This window comes from Serratia sp. BNK-4 (assembly GCF_048685115.1).
GTDB lineage: Bacteria > Pseudomonadota > Gammaproteobacteria > Enterobacterales > Enterobacteriaceae > Serratia > Serratia bockelmannii.
The window spans coordinates 3,599,247-3,617,916 of record NZ_JBLQTM010000001.1 but is presented as its reverse complement, the minus strand read 5'-3'; the positions used below and the strand labels follow the sequence as shown (position 1 = coordinate 3,617,916).

Annotated in this window: 18 protein-coding genes; 15 read left to right on the top strand and 3 right to left on the bottom strand. The window is 61.2% G+C overall.

The window, feature by feature from the left end; genetic code table 11:
• Position 1: 1 nt before the first annotated feature.
• From ACMGGW_RS17325 to ACMGGW_RS17305, 5 genes are all read left to right on the top strand, one after another.
• On the top strand, positions 2-946 hold the full coding sequence (locus ACMGGW_RS17325; protein WP_025303927.1) for an ABC transporter permease: 945 nt from the start codon (positions 2-4) through the stop codon (positions 944-946).
• Positions 936-1,742 carry an ABC transporter permease gene (locus tag ACMGGW_RS17320; RefSeq protein WP_004941378.1) on the top strand — a complete coding sequence of 269 codons (807 nt, stop codon included), beginning with the start codon at positions 936-938 and terminating at the stop codon, positions 1,740-1,742. The genes ACMGGW_RS17325 and ACMGGW_RS17320 overlap by 11 nt, the downstream gene beginning before the upstream one ends.
• 35 nt (positions 1,743-1,777) lie before the next feature.
• Positions 1,778-3,202, top strand: a complete 1,425-nt coding sequence (gene patD, locus ACMGGW_RS17315; RefSeq protein ID WP_197832420.1) for an aminobutyraldehyde dehydrogenase — start codon at positions 1,778-1,780, stop codon at positions 3,200-3,202.
• An 85-nt stretch (positions 3,203-3,287) separates the two neighbouring features.
• Positions 3,288-5,198, top strand: coding sequence for an NAD(P)-binding protein (locus ACMGGW_RS17310; protein WP_164099443.1), 1,911 nt, complete (start codon positions 3,288-3,290; stop codon positions 5,196-5,198).
• Entirely contained in the window at positions 5,195-6,379 is a 1,185-nt protein-coding gene (locus tag ACMGGW_RS17305) for a c-type cytochrome (RefSeq protein WP_049204907.1), read from the top strand. Before ACMGGW_RS17310 ends, ACMGGW_RS17305 begins: the two co-directional genes overlap by 4 nt.
• A gap of 37 nt (positions 6,380-6,416) precedes the next feature.
• Here ACMGGW_RS17305 and hmpA read toward each other — a convergent pair whose 3' ends face one another.
• Entirely contained in the window at positions 6,417-7,607 is a 1,191-nt protein-coding gene (gene hmpA, locus ACMGGW_RS17300; protein WP_043138113.1) for an NO-inducible flavohemoprotein, read from the bottom strand.
• Between the two features lie 357 nt (positions 7,608-7,964).
• On the opposite strand from hmpA, the gene glyA reads away from it, so the two are divergent.
• Entirely contained in the window at positions 7,965-9,218 is a 1,254-nt protein-coding gene (glyA, locus tag ACMGGW_RS17295; protein WP_025303922.1) for a serine hydroxymethyltransferase, read from the top strand.
• Between the two features lie 156 nt (positions 9,219-9,374).
• Positions 9,375-10,520: a 3-phenylpropionate MFS transporter gene (locus tag ACMGGW_RS17290; RefSeq protein ID WP_148123685.1), complete on the top strand. Its 1,146-nt coding sequence runs from the start codon at positions 9,375-9,377 to the stop codon at positions 10,518-10,520.
• Here the strand turns inward: ACMGGW_RS17290 and csiE are convergent, their stop codons facing one another.
• On the bottom strand, positions 10,521-11,786 hold the full coding sequence (gene csiE / locus ACMGGW_RS17285; protein WP_049209552.1) for a stationary phase inducible protein CsiE: 1,266 nt from the start codon (positions 11,784-11,786) through the stop codon (positions 10,521-10,523).
• A gap of 182 nt (positions 11,787-11,968) precedes the next feature.
• Between csiE and ACMGGW_RS17280 the strand changes: the two genes are divergently transcribed.
• Together ACMGGW_RS17280 and ACMGGW_RS17275 are read left to right on the top strand one after the other, a co-directional pair.
• Positions 11,969-12,604, top strand: coding sequence for a DUF1007 family protein (locus tag ACMGGW_RS17280; protein WP_028127507.1), 636 nt, complete (start codon positions 11,969-11,971; stop codon positions 12,602-12,604).
• On the top strand, positions 12,595-13,617 hold the full coding sequence (locus ACMGGW_RS17275; protein WP_164099444.1) for a nickel/cobalt transporter: 1,023 nt from the start codon (positions 12,595-12,597) through the stop codon (positions 13,615-13,617). Before ACMGGW_RS17280 ends, ACMGGW_RS17275 begins: the two co-directional genes overlap by 10 nt.
• A 56-nt stretch (positions 13,618-13,673) precedes the next feature.
• Here the strand turns inward: ACMGGW_RS17275 and suhB are convergent, their stop codons facing one another.
• Entirely contained in the window at positions 13,674-14,477 is an 804-nt protein-coding gene (gene suhB / locus ACMGGW_RS17270) for an inositol-1-monophosphatase (RefSeq protein ID WP_025303917.1), read from the bottom strand.
• Positions 14,478-14,596: 119 nt separating this feature from the next.
• Between suhB and trmJ the strand changes: the two genes are divergently transcribed.
• From trmJ to hscB, 6 genes are all read left to right on the top strand, one after another.
• The gene (trmJ, locus tag ACMGGW_RS17265; RefSeq protein WP_025303916.1) at positions 14,597-15,331 is read left to right on the top strand and encodes a tRNA (cytosine(32)/uridine(32)-2'-O)-methyltransferase TrmJ; all 735 of its coding nucleotides are present in this window, start codon (positions 14,597-14,599) and stop codon (positions 15,329-15,331) included.
• Positions 15,332-15,524: 193 nt separating this feature from the next.
• On the top strand, positions 15,525-16,019 hold the full coding sequence (gene iscR, locus ACMGGW_RS17260) for a Fe-S cluster assembly transcriptional regulator IscR (RefSeq protein WP_004941404.1): 495 nt from the start codon (positions 15,525-15,527) through the stop codon (positions 16,017-16,019).
• A 54-nt stretch (positions 16,020-16,073) separates the two neighbouring features.
• A complete protein-coding gene (gene iscS, locus ACMGGW_RS17255; RefSeq protein WP_043138101.1) occupies positions 16,074-17,288 on the top strand; it encodes a cysteine desulfurase in 1,215 nt (404 codons plus the stop codon).
• A gap of 24 nt (positions 17,289-17,312) precedes the next feature.
• Complete coding sequence (iscU, locus tag ACMGGW_RS17250; RefSeq protein WP_004941408.1) at positions 17,313-17,699, top strand: Fe-S cluster assembly scaffold IscU; 387 nt, start codon at positions 17,313-17,315, stop codon at positions 17,697-17,699.
• A 54-nt stretch (positions 17,700-17,753) separates the two neighbouring features.
• On the top strand, positions 17,754-18,077 hold the full coding sequence (gene iscA, locus ACMGGW_RS17245; protein ID WP_004941410.1) for an iron-sulfur cluster assembly protein IscA: 324 nt from the start codon (positions 17,754-17,756) through the stop codon (positions 18,075-18,077).
• Positions 18,078-18,139: 62 nt separating this feature from the next.
• Positions 18,140-18,661 carry a co-chaperone HscB gene (gene hscB / locus ACMGGW_RS17240; RefSeq protein WP_197832421.1) on the top strand — a complete coding sequence of 174 codons (522 nt, stop codon included), beginning with the start codon at positions 18,140-18,142 and terminating at the stop codon, positions 18,659-18,661.
• The last annotated feature ends 9 nt before the right edge of the window (positions 18,662-18,670 follow it).

Here is an 18,670-nt window from a genome sequence, read left to right as displayed (position 1 = left end):
GATGGACATGAGCATCGATTCCCCCTCGGCGCGCGGCGGTACCGTGCGCGCGCTGTCGACCTGGCTTTATCGCCGGCCGACGCTGTATCTGCTTTTGCTGCTGGTGCCGCCGCTGCTGTGGTTCGGCGCGGTGTACCTCGGTTCGCTGCTGACGCTGCTGTGGCAGGGGTTTTACACCTTCGACGATTTCACCATGGCGGTGACGCCGGACCTGACCTTCGCCAACCTGGCGGCGCTGTTCAACCCGGCCAACTACGACATCATCCTGCGCACGCTGACCATGGCGGTGCTGGTGTCGCTGGCCAGCGCGGTGCTGGCGTTCCCCATCGCCTATTATATGGCGCGCTACACCAGCGGCCGCGTCAAGGCGTTCTTTTATATCGCCGTGATGATGCCGATGTGGGCCAGCTATATCGTTAAAGCCTATGCCTGGACCCTGCTGCTGGCGAAAGACGGCGTGGCGCAGTGGTTCCTGCAGCACCTGGGGCTGGAGCCGCTGTTGGCTTCGCTGCTGACGGTGCCCGGCGTCGGCGGCAACACGCTGTCGACCTCGGGGCTGGGGCGTTTTCTGGTGTTCGTCTATATTTGGCTGCCGTTCATGATCCTGCCGATCCAGGCGGCGCTGGAGCGCCTGCCGCCCTCGCTGCTGCATGCCTCAGCGGATCTGGGCGCGCGACCGGCGCAGACTTTCCGCCACGTCATTTTGCCGCTGGCGGTGCCGGGTATCGCCGCCGGATCGATCTTCACCTTCTCGCTGACGCTGGGCGACTTTATCGTGCCGCAGCTGGTGGGGCCGCCGGGCTATTTCATCGGCAGCATGGTGTACGCCCAGCAGGGCGCGATCGGCAATATGCCGATGGCCGCGGCCTTTACGCTGGTGCCGATCGTCCTGATCGCCATCTACCTTTCCATCGTCAAACGTCTGGGGGCTTTCGATGCACTCTGAACGCGCGCCCTTAGGGCTGAAGCTGGCCGCCTGGGGCGGACTTGTCTTCCTGCATTTCCCGTTGGCGATCATCGCCATCTATGCCTTCAACACCGAGGATGCGGCCTTCAGCTTCCCGCCGAAGGGCTTCACGCTGCACTGGTTTAACGTCGCCGCCGGGCGGCAGGACATCCTCGATGCGGTACTGCTGTCGGCGCAGATCGCCTGCCTGGCGACCGCCATCGCGCTGGTGCTCGGCACCCTGGCGGCGGCGGCGCTGTATCGGCGCGATTTCTTCGGCAAGGACAGCATTTCGCTGCTGCTGCTGCTGCCGATCGCGCTGCCGGGGATCGTCACCGGCCTAGCGCTGCTGGCGGCGTTCAAGGCGCTGAACATCGAGCCGGGCATCCTGACCATCGTCGTCGGCCATGCGACGTTCTGCGTGGTGATCGTGTTCAACAATGTCATCGCCCGGTTCCGCCGCACCTCGTACAGCTTGATCGAAGCGTCGATGGATCTCGGCGCCGACGGCTGGCAAACCTTCCGTTACGTGATCTTGCCGAACCTCGGCTCGGCGCTGCTGGCCGGCGGCATGCTGGCGTTTGCGCTGTCGTTCGACGAAATCATCGTGACCACCTTTACCGCCGGCCACGAGCGCACGCTGCCGCTGTGGCTGCTGAACCAGCTCGGCCGCCCGCGCGACGTGCCGATCACCAACGTGGTGGCGCTGTCGGTGATGCTGTTAACCATGCTGCCGATCCTCGGCGCTTACTACCTGACCAAAGGTGGAGAAAGCGTCGCCGGCAGCGGCAAATAATTTCCTTACCCGACCTCTGATAAAAGGATAACCCTATGCAAAGCCAACTGTTGATTGACGGCCAACTGGTGAACGGCCAGGGCGCGACCCAGCCGGTGTATAACCCGGCGACCGGCGAAGTGATTGCGCAGGTGGCGGAGGCCAGCCCGGAGCAGGTCGATCGCGCGGTGCTGGCGGCGGATGCCGCGTTCGCCGCCTGGGGGCAGACCACGCCGAAGGAGCGCGCCGAGCATCTGCTCAAGCTGGCGGATCTGATCGACGAGCATGCCGAGACCTTCGCCAGGCTGGAGTCGCTCAACTGCGGCAAGCCTTATCACTGCGTGTTGAACGACGAACTGCCGGCGGTGGCCGACGTGTTTCGCTTCTTCGCCGGGGCCAGCCGCTGCCTGACCGGCATGGCCGCCGGCGAGTATCTGGCCGGGCATACCTCGATGATCCGCCGCGATCCGCTCGGCGTGGTGGCTTCGATCGCCCCGTGGAACTACCCGCTGATGATGGCGGCCTGGAAACTGGCGCCGGCGCTGGCGGCGGGCAACTGCGTGGTGATCAAGCCGTCGGAGCAGACGCCGCTGACCACCTTCAAACTGGCCGAACTGGCCGCCGGGCTGTTCCCGCCGGGCGTGCTCAACGTGCTGTTCGGGCGCGGCGCCAACGTCGGCGATCGGCTGACCGGGCATGACAAGGTGCGCATGGTGTCGCTGACCGGCTCGATCGCCACCGGCGAGCACATCATCGCCCACACCGCCGCCGGCATTAAGCGCACCCATATGGAGCTGGGCGGCAAGGCGCCGGTGTTGGTGTTCGACGATGCCGATCTGCAGCAGGTGGTGGACGGCATTCGCGGCTTCGGTTTCTACAACGCCGGGCAGGATTGCACCGCCGCCTGCCGCATCTACGCGCAGAAAAGCATTTATCCCGAGCTGGTGAAGCGGCTGGGCGAGGCGGTGGCCAGCCTGAAGATTGGTGCGCCGGACGACGAGAGCACCGAACTGGGGCCGTTGATTACCGCCCAGCATCTGGAGCGGGTGGCCGGTTTTGTCGAGCGCGCCAAAGCGTTGCCGCACGTGCAGGTGGTGACCGGCGGCGAGAAGGTGAAAGGGCCGGGTTACTATTTCCAGCCGACGCTGTTGGCCGGCGCGCGCCAGGACGATGAGATCGTGCAGCGCGAAGTGTTCGGCCCGGTGGTGACGGTGACGCCGTTTGACGATGAAGAGCAGGTGCTGGCCTGGGCGAATGAATCCAACTACGGGCTGGCGTCGTCCGTGTGGACCCGCGACGTGGGCCGCGCGCATCGCTTAAGCGCCCGGCTGCAATATGGCTGCACTTGGGTGAACACCCACTTCATGCTGGTGAGCGAAATGCCGCACGGCGGCCAGAAACTGTCCGGCTACGGCAAGGATATGTCGATGTACGGGCTGGAGGATTACACGGCCATTCGTCATGTAATGTTCAAACATTGATTTTACAGTAATTATCCGCACAATAGCGCGGCCTTCGAGCCGGCTCCGGCCGGCTGATGATAATAAAAATTGAAAGGAAGCCTATATGGGTATCACCAGACGCGATTTTCTCAACGGGGTGGCGATCACCATCGCCGCCGGGTTGACGCCGCTGCAAATCTTGCGTGCGTCGCCGCAAACCGCCAATCAAACCCTGTACTACCCGCCGGCGCTGACCGGGCTGCGGGGTAACCATCCGGGCTCGTTCGAGCATGCGCATCAACTGGGGCGCGACGGCAAAACCTTTGATTTCGGCAGCGTACCCGCCGTTGAAGAGTTCGATCTGGTGGTGGTCGGTGCCGGCATCAGCGGGTTGGCGGCCGCCTGTTTCTGGCAGCAGCTGAAAGGCGAGCAGCAGCGCATTCTTTTGATCGACAACCATGACGACTTCGGCGGCCACGCCAAGCGCAACGAATTCAACACCGACGACGGCATGCTGCTCGGCTACGGCGGCAGTGAATCGCTGCAGTCGCCGCGCTCCAACTTCAGCCCGGTGGCGATGGGGCTGCTGCACAAGCTCGGCGTCGATATCGACCAACTGGAGCAGGCGTTTGACACCACCTTCTACCCGGATCTTAACCTGAGCCGCGGGGTTTACTTCGATCGCAAGAACTTCGGCGTCGACAAGGTGGTGAGCGGCGATCCGGGCCGCACAGTGGCGGACGACATTCCGCGCGATCGCCTCAACGGCCGTTCGTATGAAGCGTTCATCGGCGATTTCCCGTTGCCGGAAAGCGATCGCCAGGCGCTGATCGCACTGCATACGGTGGAGAAAGATTATCTGCCGGAGATGACGCTGGAGCAGAAGGTCGAGTGGCTCGATACCCACAGCTACACCCAGTTCCTGCGTGAAAAAGTGGGCCTGAGCGAGCTGGCGATCCGTTATTTCCAACAGACCACCAACGACTTCCAGGCGGTGGGCATCGACGGCACGTCGTGCAGCGATGCGCGCATCTGCGATCTGCCGGGCCTCGGCGGCATGAATCTGCCGCCGCTGGACGAAGAGTCGCAGGCGGATCTCGACGATCCTTACGTGTTCCACTTCCCGGACGGCAATGCCACGCTGACGCGCCTGATGGTGCGCAAGCTGATCCCGGCGGTGGCGCCGGCCGGCAAAGACATGAATGACGTGGTGCTGGCCAAATTCGACTACAGCCAGCTCGATCGGCCGGAGTCGCCGGTGAAGCTGCGTTTGAACAGCACCGGGCTGCACGCGGCCAACGTCGGCGACAAGGTGGAAGTCACCTATATGACCGGCGAGAAGATGACCAAGGTGCGCGCCGGGCAGGTGGTGATGGCCGGCTACAACATGATGATCCCATACCTGGTGCCGGAGATGTCGCACGAGCAGCAGGAGGCGCTGAAGCAGAACGTCAAGGCGCCGCTGGTGTACAGCAAGGTGGTGATCCGCAACTGGCAGCCGTTCATCAAGCTGGGCGTGCACGAAATTTATTCGCCGGCCGCGCCGTACAGCCGCGTGAAGCTGGACTACCCGGTGAGCATGGGCGGGTACCAGCACCCGCGCGATCCGGCTCGGCCAATCGGCCTGCATATGGTCTATGTGCCGACGCTGCCGGGCAGCGGCCTCAGCCCGCGCGAGCAGTCGCGCAAAGGGCGCGCGCTGCTGCTGGGCACGCCGTTCGAGGTGCACGAGCAGATGATCCGCGAACAGCTACAGGGCATGCTGGGCGAGGCCGGTTTCGACCATCAGCGCGACATTCAGGCGATCACCGTCAACCGCTGGTCGCACGGTTACTCCTACTTCCTCAACGGGCTGTTTGACGACGAAGACGAAGCCAAGAAAATCATCGAAACGGCGCGGCAGCCGATCGGCAAGATCGTTATCGCCAACTCCGATTCCGACTGGAGCCCGTACGCCAACTCGGCGATCGATCAGGCGTGGCGCGCGGTGAACGAACTGGCCTACGGCAAGGTTGCCGCCAAGGAGGGAGCATGAGTCTGCGTTCGCTGTACCTGTTGAGCCTGCTGGCGGCCGGCGGCTCGGCCCAGGCGATGTCGGCCGGGGAATACGTCGCCAAAGCCGGCGACTGCACCGCCTGCCACACCGCGCCGGGCGGCGCTGAACTGGCGGGCGGCATGAAGTTCCCGACGCCGCTCGGGGCTATCTACGCCACCAACATCACGCCGGACAAGCTGCACGGCATCGGCGCCTATTCGTTCGAGGAGTTCGATCGCGCCATGCGCCAGGGGGTAGCCAAAGACGGCCACCGGCTCTACCCGGCGATGCCGTACACCTCCTACGCCAAAATGAGCGCGGAAGACATGCGCGCGCTGTATGACTACCTGATGAATGAGGTGCCGGCGCAGAACGTCGCCAACCGGGACAGCGACATCAGCTGGCCGCTGTCGATGCGCTGGCCGCTGGCGGTGTGGAACTCGCTGTTCCACGACGACCAGCCGTATCAGGCAGATCCGCAGCAAAGCGCCGAGTGGAACCGCGGCGCCTATCTGGTGCAGGGCGCGGGCCATTGCGGCAGCTGCCACACGCCGCGCGGCTGGGCGATGCAGGAGAAGGGCCTGGATGGCAAGGAGCCGGTATTCCTGAGCGGCGCCGAGCTGGACGGCTGGTACGCCTCCAATCTGCGCGGCCTGCCGCCGGAAGAGGTGACGGCGCTGCTGAAAACCGGCCGCAGCCGCCATGCGGCAGTCGCCGGGCCGATGAGCGAGGTGGTAACCCACAGCACGCAGTATCTCAGCGACGGCGATCTGAACGCCATCGCGGTGTACCTGCGCAGCCTGGCGCCGGACGCCGCCGCCAAAGCCGCTGCGCCAGCCACGCAGGCGGATAACCCGGGCGGAAAGGCGACCTATGCGATGTACTGCTCGACCTGCCACGGCAATAAGGGGGAGGGCACTGACTTCGCCATTCCGGCGCTGGCGGGCAATGCCACGGTAACGGCGGACAATCCGCTGACCGCGCTGCGGGTGGTGCTGGAGGGGGCGCATACGCCGATCACGCAGCAGGCGATGGCGTTTGACATGCCGGCTTATGGCTGGGCGTTGAACGATCGGCAGGCGGCCGATCTGATGAGCTACCTGCGGGGAAGCTGGGGTAACCAGGCGGCGCCGGTGACGGTGCAGCAGGTGCAGGACGCGCGCCAACTGCAGGCGAAATGAAGAGGGAGCGCGGTCTGACGGCCGCGCTCCGCAAGCATTACAGCACCTTATGCGGGCCGAAGCATTCGTAGTGGATGCGTTCGGCCTCTACGCCCATCTCCAGCAGCTGTTTGCCCACGAACTGCATGAAGGCCACCGGGCCGCAGAAGTAATAGTGCATCTGCGGATCGGCCAGGCTGCCTTGCAGCGCGCTCAAATCCATCAATCCGCGGCTGTGGTAGTCGCGGCCTTCCACGTCATCGGCACCCGGCTCGCGGTACCACACATGGCGGCTCAGATTCGGCATACGCCCGGCAATATCCGCTACCTCATCGGCAAAGGCGTGCACGCTGCCGTTTTCCGCCGCGTGCAGCCAGTGGACCTGCGCCTGATGTTGGCTGTCGTGCAGGGTGTTGAGCATGCCGAGCATCGGGGTTTGGCCGACGCCGGCGGAGATCAGCGCCACCGGCGTGGTCGGCGCCACGTCGAGGAAGAAGTCGCCGTGCGGCGGGGCGATGTCGATCACGTCGCCTTCCTGCGCCTGCTGGTGCAGGTAGTTGGACACTTTCCCCTGATCTTCGCGCTTCACCGCTATGCGGTAGAACTCGCCGTTTGGCGAGGTGGTCAGCGAGTACTGGCGAATTTCCTGATGCTCCAGGCTGTCGTGCTTGATGTAGACCGCCAGGTATTGCCCCGGTTTGAAGTCCGCCACCCGGCCGCCGTCCACCGGCGCCAGCACGAAGCTGCAGATCACGTCGCTCTGCGGCTGTTTCTTCAGGATGCGGAATGCGCGCAGATCGCGCCAGCCGCCGTTGTCGGTTTCGCTCTGCTGATAAATCTGCTCTTCACGCTGGATAAATACGTTGGCCAGCACGCCGTAGGCCTTGCCCCAGGCGTCCAGGACTTCCTGGCCCGGGCTGAACATTTCGTCCAGCGTCGCCAGCAGGTGACCGCCGACGATTTGGTACTGCTCCGGCTGGATATTGAAGCTGGTGTGCTTCTGCGCGATGCGCTCCACCGCCGGCAGCAGCGCCGCCAGGTTCTCGATGTTGGCGGCGTAGGCGCAGATGGCGTCGAACAGCGCTTGACGCTGATCGCCGTTGCGCTGGTTGCTCATGTTGAAAATATCTTTCAATTCCGGGTTATGCGCGAACATGCGATCGTAAAAGTGGGCGGTCAGCTTCGGCCCGGTCGCAGCCAGCAGGGGAATGGTGGATTTCACGGTGGCGATGGTTTGGCTATCCAGCATGGAAGCGCTCCTTAGGTTAGGATCTTGACGATAATTGTAATGATGCATTTTAAATGCATCTTATTGGGTTCCGCGTCGCTTGTAAATACCCTTGTTTTCGTTGCGGTGTTCTTCGGGCGTCGATCGCGCTCACAGAACATGAAAAAAGCGCATCGTTCGCATGAGGAAATGTCCGTTGATAAACGACGGCATTTAGCGGATCAAAGCCTTGCGCCACCTTATGCCAATCGTTTGCGTAAAAACCTCTGTCAAGACCTATCTTCGGTGGGGCGAAACGGTTTACACTGTGGCCCAGAACCCAAACGGGTAGTTATTTGGTGATTTTTTAGTTAGCTGATTTAAGTCAGGAGATGCCGGATGTTAAAGCGTGAAATGAACATTGCCGATTACGATGCGGAACTGTGGCGTGCCATGGAGCAGGAAGTGGTGCGTCAGGAAGAGCACATCGAGCTGATCGCGTCTGAGAACTACACCAGCCCGCGCGTGATGCAGGCTCAGGGTTCCCAGCTGACCAACAAATACGCTGAAGGCTATCCGGGCAAGCGTTACTACGGCGGCTGCGAATACGTGGATATCGTTGAGCAGCTGGCTATCGATCGTGCCAAAGAATTGTTCGGCGCCGATTACGCCAACGTGCAGCCGCACTCCGGCTCTCAGGCTAACTTCGCCGTGTACACCGCGCTGCTGCAGCCGGGCGACACCATTCTGGGCATGAACCTGGCGCACGGCGGCCACCTGACCCACGGTTCCCCGGTTAACCTGTCCGGCAAACTGTATAACGTGGTGCCTTACGGCATCGACGACAAAGGCCAAATCGACTATGACGATCTGGCCAAACAGGCGCAAACCCACAAGCCGAAAATGATCATCGGCGGCTTCTCCGCTTACTCCGGCGTGGTTGACTGGGCCAAAATGCGCGAAATCGCCGACAGCATCGGCGCTTACCTGTTCGTCGACATGGCGCACGTGGCTGGCCTGATCGCCGCCGGCGTGTATCCGAACCCGGTACCGCACGCGCACATCGTCACTACCACCACCCACAAAACCCTGGCGGGTCCGCGCGGCGGCCTGATCCTGGCGAAGGGCGGCGACGAAGAGCTGTACAAGAAGCTGAACTCCGCCGTGTTCCCTGGCGGCCAGGGCGGCCCGCTGATGCACGTGATCGCCGGCAAGGCGGTGGCGCTGAAAGAAGCGATGGAGCCTGAGTTCAAGGTTTACCAGCAGCAAGTGGCGGTCAACGCCAAGGCGATGGTGGACGTGTTCCTGCAGCGCGGCTACAAAGTGGTCTCCGGCGGCACCCATAACCACCTGTTCCTGCTGGATCTGGTCGATAAAAACCTGACCGGTAAAGAAGCGGACGCCGCCCTGGGCCGCGCCAACATCACCGTCAACAAAAACAGCGTGCCGAACGATCCGAAGAGCCCGTTCGTCACCTCCGGCGTGCGTATCGGCACCCCGGCCGTCACCCGTCGCGGCTTCAAAGAAGCCGACGTGCGCGAACTGGCCGGTTGGATCTGTGATGTGCTGGACAACATCAACGATGAAGCCACCATCGAACGCACCAAGAAGAAAGTGCTGGATATCTGCGCCCGCCTGCCGGTTTACGCATAATCCCGCTTTTGCCTGATAAAACCCGCTGCGGCGGGTTTTTTTGTGGCCGCTCGCGGTAAACTGTGAGCTGTCTGGCACTCTAACGCATTGAAGCGGAATGAAGATTGCGGGGCGGTGTGAGCTCTGTCAAAGTATTGCCCTCACTCCGGAGGGATCATGGTTCTGCAATCCACGCGTTGGCTCGCGCTCAGCTATTTCACCTACTTCTTTTCCTATGGCATCTTCTTACCGTTCTGGGGCGTGTGGCTGAAAGGCGAAGGCATCGCGCCGGAAACCATCGGCATATTGCTCGGCGCCGGTTTGGTGGCCCGCTTCCTCGGCAGTTTACTGATTGCACCCCGCGTTAAAGATCCCTCTCATTTAGTCTCCGCCCTGCGCCTGCTGGCGCTGCTGACACTGGCTTTCGCGGTTGGCTTCTGTTTCGGCAACGGCTGGGGCTGGCTGATGCTGGTGATAGCGGGGTTCAACCTGTTCTTCTCGCCGCTGGTGCCGCTGACCGACGCGCTGGCCGCCACCTGGCAAAAGCAGATCCGTATGGACTACGGCCGGGTAAGGCTGTGGGGCTCGCTGGCGTTCGTCATCGGCTCGGCGCTGACCGGGCAGCTGGTGGCGGTGTGGGGCCATAACGCCATTCTCTACAGCCTGATCTTCAGCGTGCTGGCGATGCTGCTGGGCATGTTGCTGAAGCCGAGCGTCATGCCGCAGGGCGAAGCGCGTACGCACAGCGATACCGAACGTTCGCTGTGGGCACTGCTGAAAGAGGGGCCGGTCTGGCGCTTCCTGTTGTGCGTCACGCTGCTGCAGGGGGCGCACGCCGGCTACTACAGCTTCGGCTCCATTTACTGGCAGGAGGCGGGCTATTCGGCCTCGACCATCGGCTATCTGTGGTCGCTGGGCGTGGTGGCGGAGGTGATTATTTTCGCCAGCAGCAACGTGCTGTTCCGCCGCTGGAATGCGCGCAACCTGCTGTTGCTCTCCGCCTGCTGCGGCGTGTTGCGCTGGAGCCTGATGGCCTATAGCACCGAGCTGGGCTGGCTGCTGCTGATCCAGATCCTGCATTGCGGCACCTTCACCGTCTGCCATCTGGCGGCGATGCGCTTTATCGCCGCGCGCCAGGGGCAAGAGGTGATCCGGCTGCAGGCGGTGTATTCGGCGCTGGCGATGGGCGGCGGTATCGCCGTCATGACGGTCATTGCCGGGTTCCTGTTCGAATATTGGCAGGGCGGGGTTTTCTGGGTGATGGCGGCGGTCGCGGTGCCGGCCTTGTTCATCCGGCCGCCGGCGGTCAGCGTCAGCCGCTGATTAAGGCGCTTCCAGCAGCGCGCGGATGGCCTGGCGCTGCCGGGTTTCCAGCGGCAGTTCGGTATAGATCAACGGCGGGTGCGGATCGCTGTGCACCGCCGCATAAGGGGTGATCACCAGCATGACGCCCTGCGGCGCTCCGCCGCGCAGATAGTCGCTCAACGGCAGATACTTGATGTTCAGCGGCAGCAGCGTGAGCTCGCGGATCTGGTATTCCACTTCCTCTTCCAACTGCGGGTTATCCAGCGTCAGCAGCAGCACCTGTTTCTCCTGCAGCGCGTTGTCCTGCATCAGCCAGGCGCCGAAGCTGATGGCCACCAGGCCCGCCTCCTCGTTGGAAAAATGCACGCCGTATTCCTGTTCCAGCGGTATCAGCGCTTCCTGCGTGGTGCGCATCAGCCGCGGGTATTTGCGCACCACTTCTTCCAGCAGCATATTGTCGATGCCGATGGCGAAACGGCAGCGCTCCAGCGCCGGCGCCAGGTGGGCGAACAGCTGGCTGACCAGCTCCGTCTTGCTGCTGAAGGCCATGCCGGAAAGCTGCTGGAAACGCTCGACCATGCTGTCGATCGCCGCCATCAATCTCTGCTCTTGCGCCGAGTCATTGCTGTGGTAGCTGTGATTTTTCAACATGGTGAAGGTCAGCGCCAAAAAATCGCGCTCGTCTGCCTGCGGCGGCTGGTTAAACAGCCGGTTGCAGGCCTGATGCAACCAAGCGGCGGCCTGCTGCTCCGGCTTTTGCCGCAGCCAGTCGCGTTGAACGGCGTCGAAATGCGGATGGCGCTGCAGGCGATTTTGCCAGGCGCAGTAGAGCAGGTAATGCTGCAGGAATTGGCGGTCGCGCGCGTCAAAGTGGCGGCTGAGCAGTGGCTCGCAGGCGTCGATCGCTTGAGCCAGCGCAGACGCTGGGGCGGCATCGGCCGCCAGCGCGTGCCGCAGGCGCGGGGCGAAATCGTCTTCGACGAACCGCGGGCTGCAGCGCAGGGCCCGTCGCAGCCAATGGATCAGACACAGGCGTTGGTTGAGCGCGCTGCCCCGCAGTTGGTAGCCATGGTCGGGATCGACGGCGATCTCCAGGTGATGGAAACGCTGGATTTCACTGGCCACCTCGGCTATATCTTGCCGGGTTATCGGGGGGGCGACGCCGTTGATTCGGCTTAGGGTCTCCAGCTGTAACTCGGGCTCCGGCGTGTACAGCATCAGCAGCAGATGGCAGCGCCGTTGTTGTCCGGAGAGCGCGGGCACGGGAGAGGTGTCCAGGCTCATTATCACCTTCCGGCATAAAAGGTTGAGATTATGCCTAAGCATAGCAAAAGGCTTTGTGCCGGCAGGGTTACCGCGCGGCTTTTACTTCGGCTTACAACTTTCGTCACAAATATCGCCGGGAGAGGCGGGCCGTTCGGCAGTTATTTGTGTTACGTTATAACAAATACAGGTAAGGCAGGATAATGATGAAGTTACGTCGTCTTTTGGCTGCTTTCGGCGCCGTGTTCAGCGCCGGTGCGATCGCGCATCCACACAGCTTTATCGACATGAATACCACCTTCGTCGCCAAAGACCAGCGGCTGGTCGGCCTGAAAATGGTGTGGGTGATGGATGAAATCACCTCGGCGGATCTGCTTTACGATGCGAAAAACGCCAAGAGCGATTCGGAAGTGTGGAAAAAGCTGGCGGCGGAAGTGATGGCCAACGTGCTGGGGCAGCACTATTTCACCGATCTTTACCGCGACGGCAAGCCGGTGAAATACCTGAACTTGCCCAGCGAATATCACCTGTCGCGCCAGGGCAATCAGGCGGTGCTGGAGTTCGTGCTGCCGTTGGCCGAACCGCAGCCGCTGGCGGGCAAGCCGTTCGAACTTTCTACTTACGATCCGACTTATTTCGTGGATATGACCTATAAAGACCAAAATGCACTGCATCTGCCGCCGGAGATGGCGCAGCAGTGCAGCTACAAGCTGATGACGCCGCAGCCGAATGCGTCGCTGCAGGCCTATGCGCTGTCGCTCGACAAGAACGACTCGCCCGGCGAAGACCTGGCGCTGGGGCAACAGTTCGCCCAGCGGGTGACGCTGCAATGTCGTTAAATCTCTCGCAACCGACGACGAGCCGGCGTCACTGGGCCTTCGGCCTGTGGCCGCTGCTGCCGTTCACACTGGTGCTGGCGGCCGCCGCGCTGCTGGCGTGGCACTATTGGCCGCAGCTGCTGATGCAGAGCGTGGTGTGGCAAAAAGCGCTGCACCAGCAGATGGCGGGGCTGTTGCAGCAGGTGAAAGCCGCGCCGCAGCAGACCGGGCTGGCGCTGATGCTGTTCAGCCTCGGCTATGGCGTCTTGCATGCGCTCGGCCCCGGCCACGGCAAAGTGGTGATCGCCACCTACCTGGCCACCCATCCGGCGCGGCTGAAAAGCAGCCTGAAGCTGACCTTCGCGGCTTCGCTGGTGCAGGGCGGGGTGGCGATCGCGCTGGTCACGCTGATGCTGGTGGTGTTACAGCTCTCTTCGCGCCAGCTGCACCAAAGCAGTTTCTGGCTGGAGAAGGGCAGCTTTATTCTGGTGATGCTGCTTGGCGTGCTGCTGAGTTGGCGCGCGCTGAAACGCCTGTTTGCGGCGATCAAGGCGCTGCGCCCGGCGCCGGCGCTGCGCATCAACAGCCTGACGCCATTGGCGGCGGATCATGTGCACAGCGCCAATTGCGGCTGCGGCCACCGGCATCTGCCGAGCGACAGCGAGCTGCAGGCGGGAAGCGACTGGCGCACTCAGGCCGCCATCGTGCTGGCGATGGGCATGCGTCCCTGTTCGGGGGCGATTTTAGTGCTGCTGTTCTCCAAGGTGATCGGCGTGTTCGGTTGGGGAGTGATCTCCGCGCTGGCGATGGCGTTCGGCACCTCGTTGACCATCTCCATGCTGGCGCTGCTGGTGCATTACAGCCGCCGGCTGGCGGTGCGCCTCAGCCGTTCGCGCGCGCCCGCCGCCTGGAGCGCGGTGGCTTGGGGCTCGCTGGCGCTGGCCGGCGGTCTGATCCTGTTGGCCGCCGGGCTGTTGCTGTACGTCAGCGCGCAGCCGGAATTCGGCGGCGGCATCCGCCCCTTCTCCCGCTAACGGGCATAAAAAAAGCGCTGCATCGGCAGCGCTTTTTTTCGATTCGCTTCTGGCGATTAACGCTTCAGCGCTTCGCTCAGTTCTTCACGCATGGTGGCCAGCATGGCTTTCACCACGCGCGGGTTACCTGCGACCAGGTTACCTGAGCTGAAGTGGTTGTGGCCGCCGACGAAGTCGGTCACCAGGCCGCCGGCTTCACGCACCAGCAGCTCGCCCGCGGCGAAGTCCCACGGCTTCAGGCCGATCTCGAAGAAACCGTCTACGCGGCCGGCGGCCACATAGGCCAGATCCAGCGCGGCGGAACCGGTGCGACGGAAGTCTGCGCACTGGGTGAACAGCTTGCCGACGATGTTGATGTAAGGCGTTGCGTGCTGTTTGACTTTGAACGGGAAGCCGGTCGCCAGGATGGTGCCATCCAGATCTTTGGCGTTGGTACCGCGCAGGCGGTAGCCGTTGAGCTGTGCGCCCTGACCGCGCGTGGCGGTGAACAGTTCGTTGCGCATCGGATCGTAAACCACGGCCACTTCAGTACGGCCTTTGATGCGTACGGCGATGGAAACGGAGAAATGAGGGAAACGTTTGATGAAGTTTGCAGTGCCATCCAGTGGATCGATCACCCATTGCACATCGCGATCTTCGCCGATCAGCTCACCGCGTTCTTCGCTCACGATACTGTGTTGCGGATAAGACTTGCGGATGACGTCGATGATCAGATGCTCTGCATCGCGATCGACGTTGGTGACGAAGTCATTGGTCCCTTTCTGGCTCGCTTCTACAGCGTCAGGGGTTTCGTAGTTTTTGGCAATCAGGTTACCGGCCTTGCGCGCAGCGCGCACGGCGATAGTCAGCATCGGATGCATGGGTATCTTCCAACTAGGATGTTAAAGAACAGGAAACGGCGCGAAGTATAGCAGCTGTTCGGCAAATTGCCTACGGCTGTGTTAAGATGCTGCGATTTTCCGCCACGCTCAGAGTTTGTATGCTGCACAATATCCGCATTGTTCTGGTAGAGACTTCACATACCGGCAACATGGGCTCGACCGCCAGAGCCATGAAAACCATGGGGTTAACCAACCTTTATCTGGTTAATCCGCTGATCAAACCCGATTCTCAGGCCATCGCCCTGGCTGCCGGCGCCAGCGACGTGATCGGCAACGCCACCATCGTCGATACCCTCGATGACGCCATCGCCGGCTGTAGCTTGGTGGTGGGCACCAGCGCACGTTCTCGCACCTTGCCGTGGCCGATGCTGGAGCCGCGTGAATGCGGCGTGCGCGCGGTGCACGAGGGCGAGCACGCGCCGGTGGCGCTGGTGTTCGGCCGCGAACGCGTCGGGCTGACCAACGATGAATTGCAGAAGTGCCACTACCACGTCGCCATTCCGGCCAACCCGGACTACAGCTCGCTGAACCTGGCGATGGCGGTGCAGATCCTGGCGTATGAAGTGCGCGTGGCTTACCTCGATCGCCAACAGGCGGGCGCGCCGCAGCTGGAAGAGACGCCGTATCCGCTGGTGGATGACCTCGAGCGTTTCTATCAGCACCTGGAGCAGACGCTGCAGCGCACCGGCTTTATTCGCCCGTCCCATCCGGGCCAGGTGATGAGCCGCCTGCGCCGGCTGTTCACCCGCGCGCGCCCAGAAGGGCAGGAGCTGAATATCCTGCGCGGCATGCTAACCTCGATCGAGAAACAGGATAAACATCAAGGTAATTAATTGATGTGGCATAACGGTGGGCGACAATAGTATTAGTTATCCAAAGGTTATAACATGTATTTTATATACCTTTGTTCTTGCTAAGTTCAAAACGTGCTAATACTTGAGTTAATTACTAGGTTAAATAGTTGACTGTTTTACTCAGGAATGTCAGACTTTCGGCCATATTTGACCAACAGGTAACCATTGAGCTATGAGACTGACATCCAAAGGCCGTTATGCCGTAACCGCTATGCTTGACGTAGCGCTGCATTCCCAGGAAGGGCCGGTGCCACTGGCGGACATTTCCGAACGCCAGGGTATTTCGCTCTCTTATCTGGAACAATTATTCTCCCGTCTGCGCAAGAATGGCCTGGTGGCCAGCGTGCGCGGTCCGGGCGGTGGTTATCTGCTGGGTAAAGACGCGGGTGAGATCGCCGTTGGCGCTGTCATCACTGCCGTCGATGAATCGGTAGATGCAACCCGTTGCCAGGGCAAAGAAGGCTGTCAGGGCGGCGATCGCTGCTTGACCCACGCCCTGTGGCGCGATCTGAGCGAGCGCATCAGCGGGTTCCTGAACAACATTACGCTGGCAGAACTGGTCAATAACCAGGAAGTGCTGGTGGTGGCGGATCGTCAAAACAACGATACGCGCCGCACGGCCAACGGTCGTCCGCAAGAAACTATCAACGTTAATCTGCGCGCATAAGCAGCTGGCGAAATTATTTTAGTTTTTGGAAGTGATGTACGGAGCACAAGAGCAATGAAATTACCGATTTATCTGGATTACTCAGCAACGACGCCGGTTGACCCGCGCGTTGCTGAGAAGATGATGCAGTTTTTGACCCTGGACGGCACTTTCGGCAACCCGGCTTCCCGTTCCCACCGTTTCGGTTGGCAGGCGGAAGAGGCGGTAGACATCGCCCGTAACCAAATCGCCGAACTGGTGGGCGCCGACCCACGCGAAATCGTCTTCACCTCCGGGGCGACCGAATCCGACAACCTGGCGATTAAAGGCGCTGCCAATTTCTACCAGAAAAAAGGCAAGCACATCATCACCAGCAAAACCGAACACAAAGCCGTGCTGGACACCTGCCGTCAACTGGAGCGCGAAGGGTTTGAAGTCACCTACCTGGCGCCACAGAGCAACGGCATCATCAGCCTGCAGGATCTCGAAGCGGCGCTGCGCGATGACACCATCCTGGTCTCCATCATGCACGTCAACAACGAAATCGGCGTGGTGCAGGACATCGAAGCGATCGGTGAAATGTGCCGTGCGCGCGGTATCATCTACCACGTTGACGCCACCCAGAGCGTGGGCAAACTGCCTATCGATCTGAGCAAGCTGAAAGTCGACCTGATGTCGTTCTCCGGCCACAAAATCTATGGTCCGAAAGGCATCGGCGCGCTGTACGTGCGTCGTAAGCCGCGCATCCGCATCGAAGCGCAGGTACACGGCGGCGGTCACGAGCGCGGCATGCGTTCCGGTACCCTGCCTGTCCACCAGATCGTCGGCATGGGCGAAGCTTATCGCATCGCCAAAGAAGAGATGACCGAAGAGATGTCGCGTCTGCGCACCCTGCGCGATCGTCTGTGGAACGGCGTGAAAGATATGGAAGAAGTGTATCTGAACGGCGATCTGGAGCACGGCGCACCGAACATCCTGAACGTCAGCTTCAACTACGTTGAAGGCGAGTCGCTGATCATGGCGCTGAAAGACCTGGCCGTTTCTTCCGGTTCAGCCTGTACCTCCGCCAGCCTCGAGCCGTCCTACGTGCTGCGCGCGCTGGGCATGAGTGATGAATTGGCGCACAGCTCGATCCGTTTCTCCCTGGGGCGTTTCACCACGGAAGAAGAGATCGACTACACCATTCAACTGGTGCGTAAATCCATCGGCCGTCTGCGCGATCTGTCCCCACTGTGGGAGATGTTCAAGCAGGGCGTGGACATCAACAGCATCGAATGGGCGCATCATTAATTCTCAGGTTTCAGGAGCAAGGTCATGGCTTACAGCGAAAAAGTAATCGATCATTATGAAAACCCGCGTAACGTGGGTTCTTTCGACAACGAAGATCCTACCGTCGGCAGCGGCATGGTAGGGGCACCGGCTTGCGGCGACGTGATGAAGCTGCAAATCAAGGTTAACGATGAAGGCATCATCGAAGACGCGCGCTTTAAAACTTACGGCTGCGGTTCCGCCATCGCCTCCAGCTCGCTGGTGACCGAATGGATGAAAGGCAAGTCGCTCGATCAGGCTGAAGCGATCAAAAACACCCAGATCGCCGAAGAGCTGGAATTGCCGCCGGTCAAAATTCACTGCTCGATCCTGGCTGAAGACGCCATCAAAGCAGCGATTGCCGACTATAAGAGCAAGCATAGCGCCAAGTAATTTGTCTGAATCGGCCCGGCCGCGCCGGGCTTTGATGTGAAGTGTGAGGTTGTGATGTCTATTACCATGAGCGACAGCGCTGCGCAGCGTGTTCAGGCGTTTTTGACGAACCGCGGCAAGGGTCTCGGCCTGCGTCTGGGAGTGCGAACTTCCGGCTGCTCCGGGATGGCCTATGTGCTGGAATTTGTTGACGAAGCCAACGATGACGACATCGTGTTTGAAGACAAAGGCATCAAGGTGATCATCGACGGCAAGAGCCTGGTCTACCTTGACGGCACCGAGCTTGATTTCGTTAAGGAAGGCCTGAACGAAGGCTTCAAGTTCAACAACCCGAACGTCTCAAGCGAGTGCGGCTGCGGCGAGAGTTTCAACGTCTGACAGTCCATCGTGCTCCCCCGTTTCGGCGGGGGAACTTCATCCGCTAACGCCCAGAGCACGCTATGGATTACTTTACTTTATTCGGGCTGTCCGTTCGCTACACCGTGGACGGCAGCCTGCTTGCGTCCCGCTTCCAGGATCTGCAGCGCCAATTTCACCCCGATCGTTTCGCCAACCAGCCGGAGCGCGAACGCCTGATGGCGTTGCAGCAGGCGGCGACCATCAACGAAGCCTACCAGGCGCTGAAGCACCCGTTAAAACGCGCGGAGTATATGCTATCTTTGCACGGCTTCGATCTGGGCAACGAACAGCATACGATGCGCGACACCGCCTTTCTGATGGAACAGCTGGAGCTGCGCGAAGAGCTCGACGCCATTGAGCGCAAGCCGGAGGCGGAAAGCCTGCTGGCCGATTTCGGCGTGCGGCTGGCCACCTCCATCAAGCAGCGCAGCGCGCTGATGCTGCAGCAGTTGGACAGTGAACAGTGGGCGGATGCCGCCGACACCGTGCGCAAGCTGCGCTTTTTGGACAAACTCCAGCAACAGGTTGAACAACTCGAAGAAAAACTGCTGGGTTTTGAGTAACACCTTCTG

What these genes read in the sequence shown, in the direction of transcription:
- glyA (WP_025303922.1), top strand. Translation starts at nt 7,965, where the DNA reads ATGTTAAAGCGTGAAATGAACATTGCCGATTACGATGCGGAACTGTGG.
- ACMGGW_RS17290 (WP_148123685.1), top strand. Translation starts at nt 9,375, where the DNA reads ATGGTTCTGCAATCCACGCGTTGGCTCGCGCTCAGCTATTTCACCTAC.
- trmJ (WP_025303916.1), top strand. Translation starts at nt 14,597, where the DNA reads ATGCTGCACAATATCCGCATTGTTCTGGTAGAGACTTCACATACCGGC.
- iscR (WP_004941404.1), top strand. Translation starts at nt 15,525, where the DNA reads ATGAGACTGACATCCAAAGGCCGTTATGCCGTAACCGCTATGCTTGAC.
- iscS (WP_043138101.1), top strand. Translation starts at nt 16,074, where the DNA reads ATGAAATTACCGATTTATCTGGATTACTCAGCAACGACGCCGGTTGAC.
- suhB (WP_025303917.1), bottom strand. Translation starts at nt 14,477, where the DNA reads ATGCATCCGATGCTGACTATCGCCGTGCGCGCTGCGCGCAAGGCCGGT.
- hmpA (WP_043138113.1), bottom strand. Translation starts at nt 7,607, where the DNA reads ATGCTGGATAGCCAAACCATCGCCACCGTGAAATCCACCATTCCCCTG.
- ACMGGW_RS17310 (WP_164099443.1), top strand. Translation starts at nt 3,288, where the DNA reads ATGGGTATCACCAGACGCGATTTTCTCAACGGGGTGGCGATCACCATC.
- hscB (WP_197832421.1), top strand. Translation starts at nt 18,140, where the DNA reads ATGGATTACTTTACTTTATTCGGGCTGTCCGTTCGCTACACCGTGGAC.
- csiE (WP_049209552.1), bottom strand. Translation starts at nt 11,786, where the DNA reads ATGAGCCTGGACACCTCTCCCGTGCCCGCGCTCTCCGGACAACAACGG.
- iscA (WP_004941410.1), top strand. Translation starts at nt 17,754, where the DNA reads ATGTCTATTACCATGAGCGACAGCGCTGCGCAGCGTGTTCAGGCGTTT.
- ACMGGW_RS17325 (WP_025303927.1), top strand. Translation starts at nt 2, where the DNA reads ATGGACATGAGCATCGATTCCCCCTCGGCGCGCGGCGGTACCGTGCGC.
- ACMGGW_RS17280 (WP_028127507.1), top strand. Translation starts at nt 11,969, where the DNA reads ATGATGAAGTTACGTCGTCTTTTGGCTGCTTTCGGCGCCGTGTTCAGC.
- ACMGGW_RS17320 (WP_004941378.1), top strand. Translation starts at nt 936, where the DNA reads ATGCACTCTGAACGCGCGCCCTTAGGGCTGAAGCTGGCCGCCTGGGGC.
- ACMGGW_RS17275 (WP_164099444.1), top strand. Translation starts at nt 12,595, where the DNA reads ATGTCGTTAAATCTCTCGCAACCGACGACGAGCCGGCGTCACTGGGCC.
- iscU (WP_004941408.1), top strand. Translation starts at nt 17,313, where the DNA reads ATGGCTTACAGCGAAAAAGTAATCGATCATTATGAAAACCCGCGTAAC.
- ACMGGW_RS17305 (WP_049204907.1), top strand. Translation starts at nt 5,195, where the DNA reads ATGAGTCTGCGTTCGCTGTACCTGTTGAGCCTGCTGGCGGCCGGCGGC.
- patD (WP_197832420.1), top strand. Translation starts at nt 1,778, where the DNA reads ATGCAAAGCCAACTGTTGATTGACGGCCAACTGGTGAACGGCCAGGGC.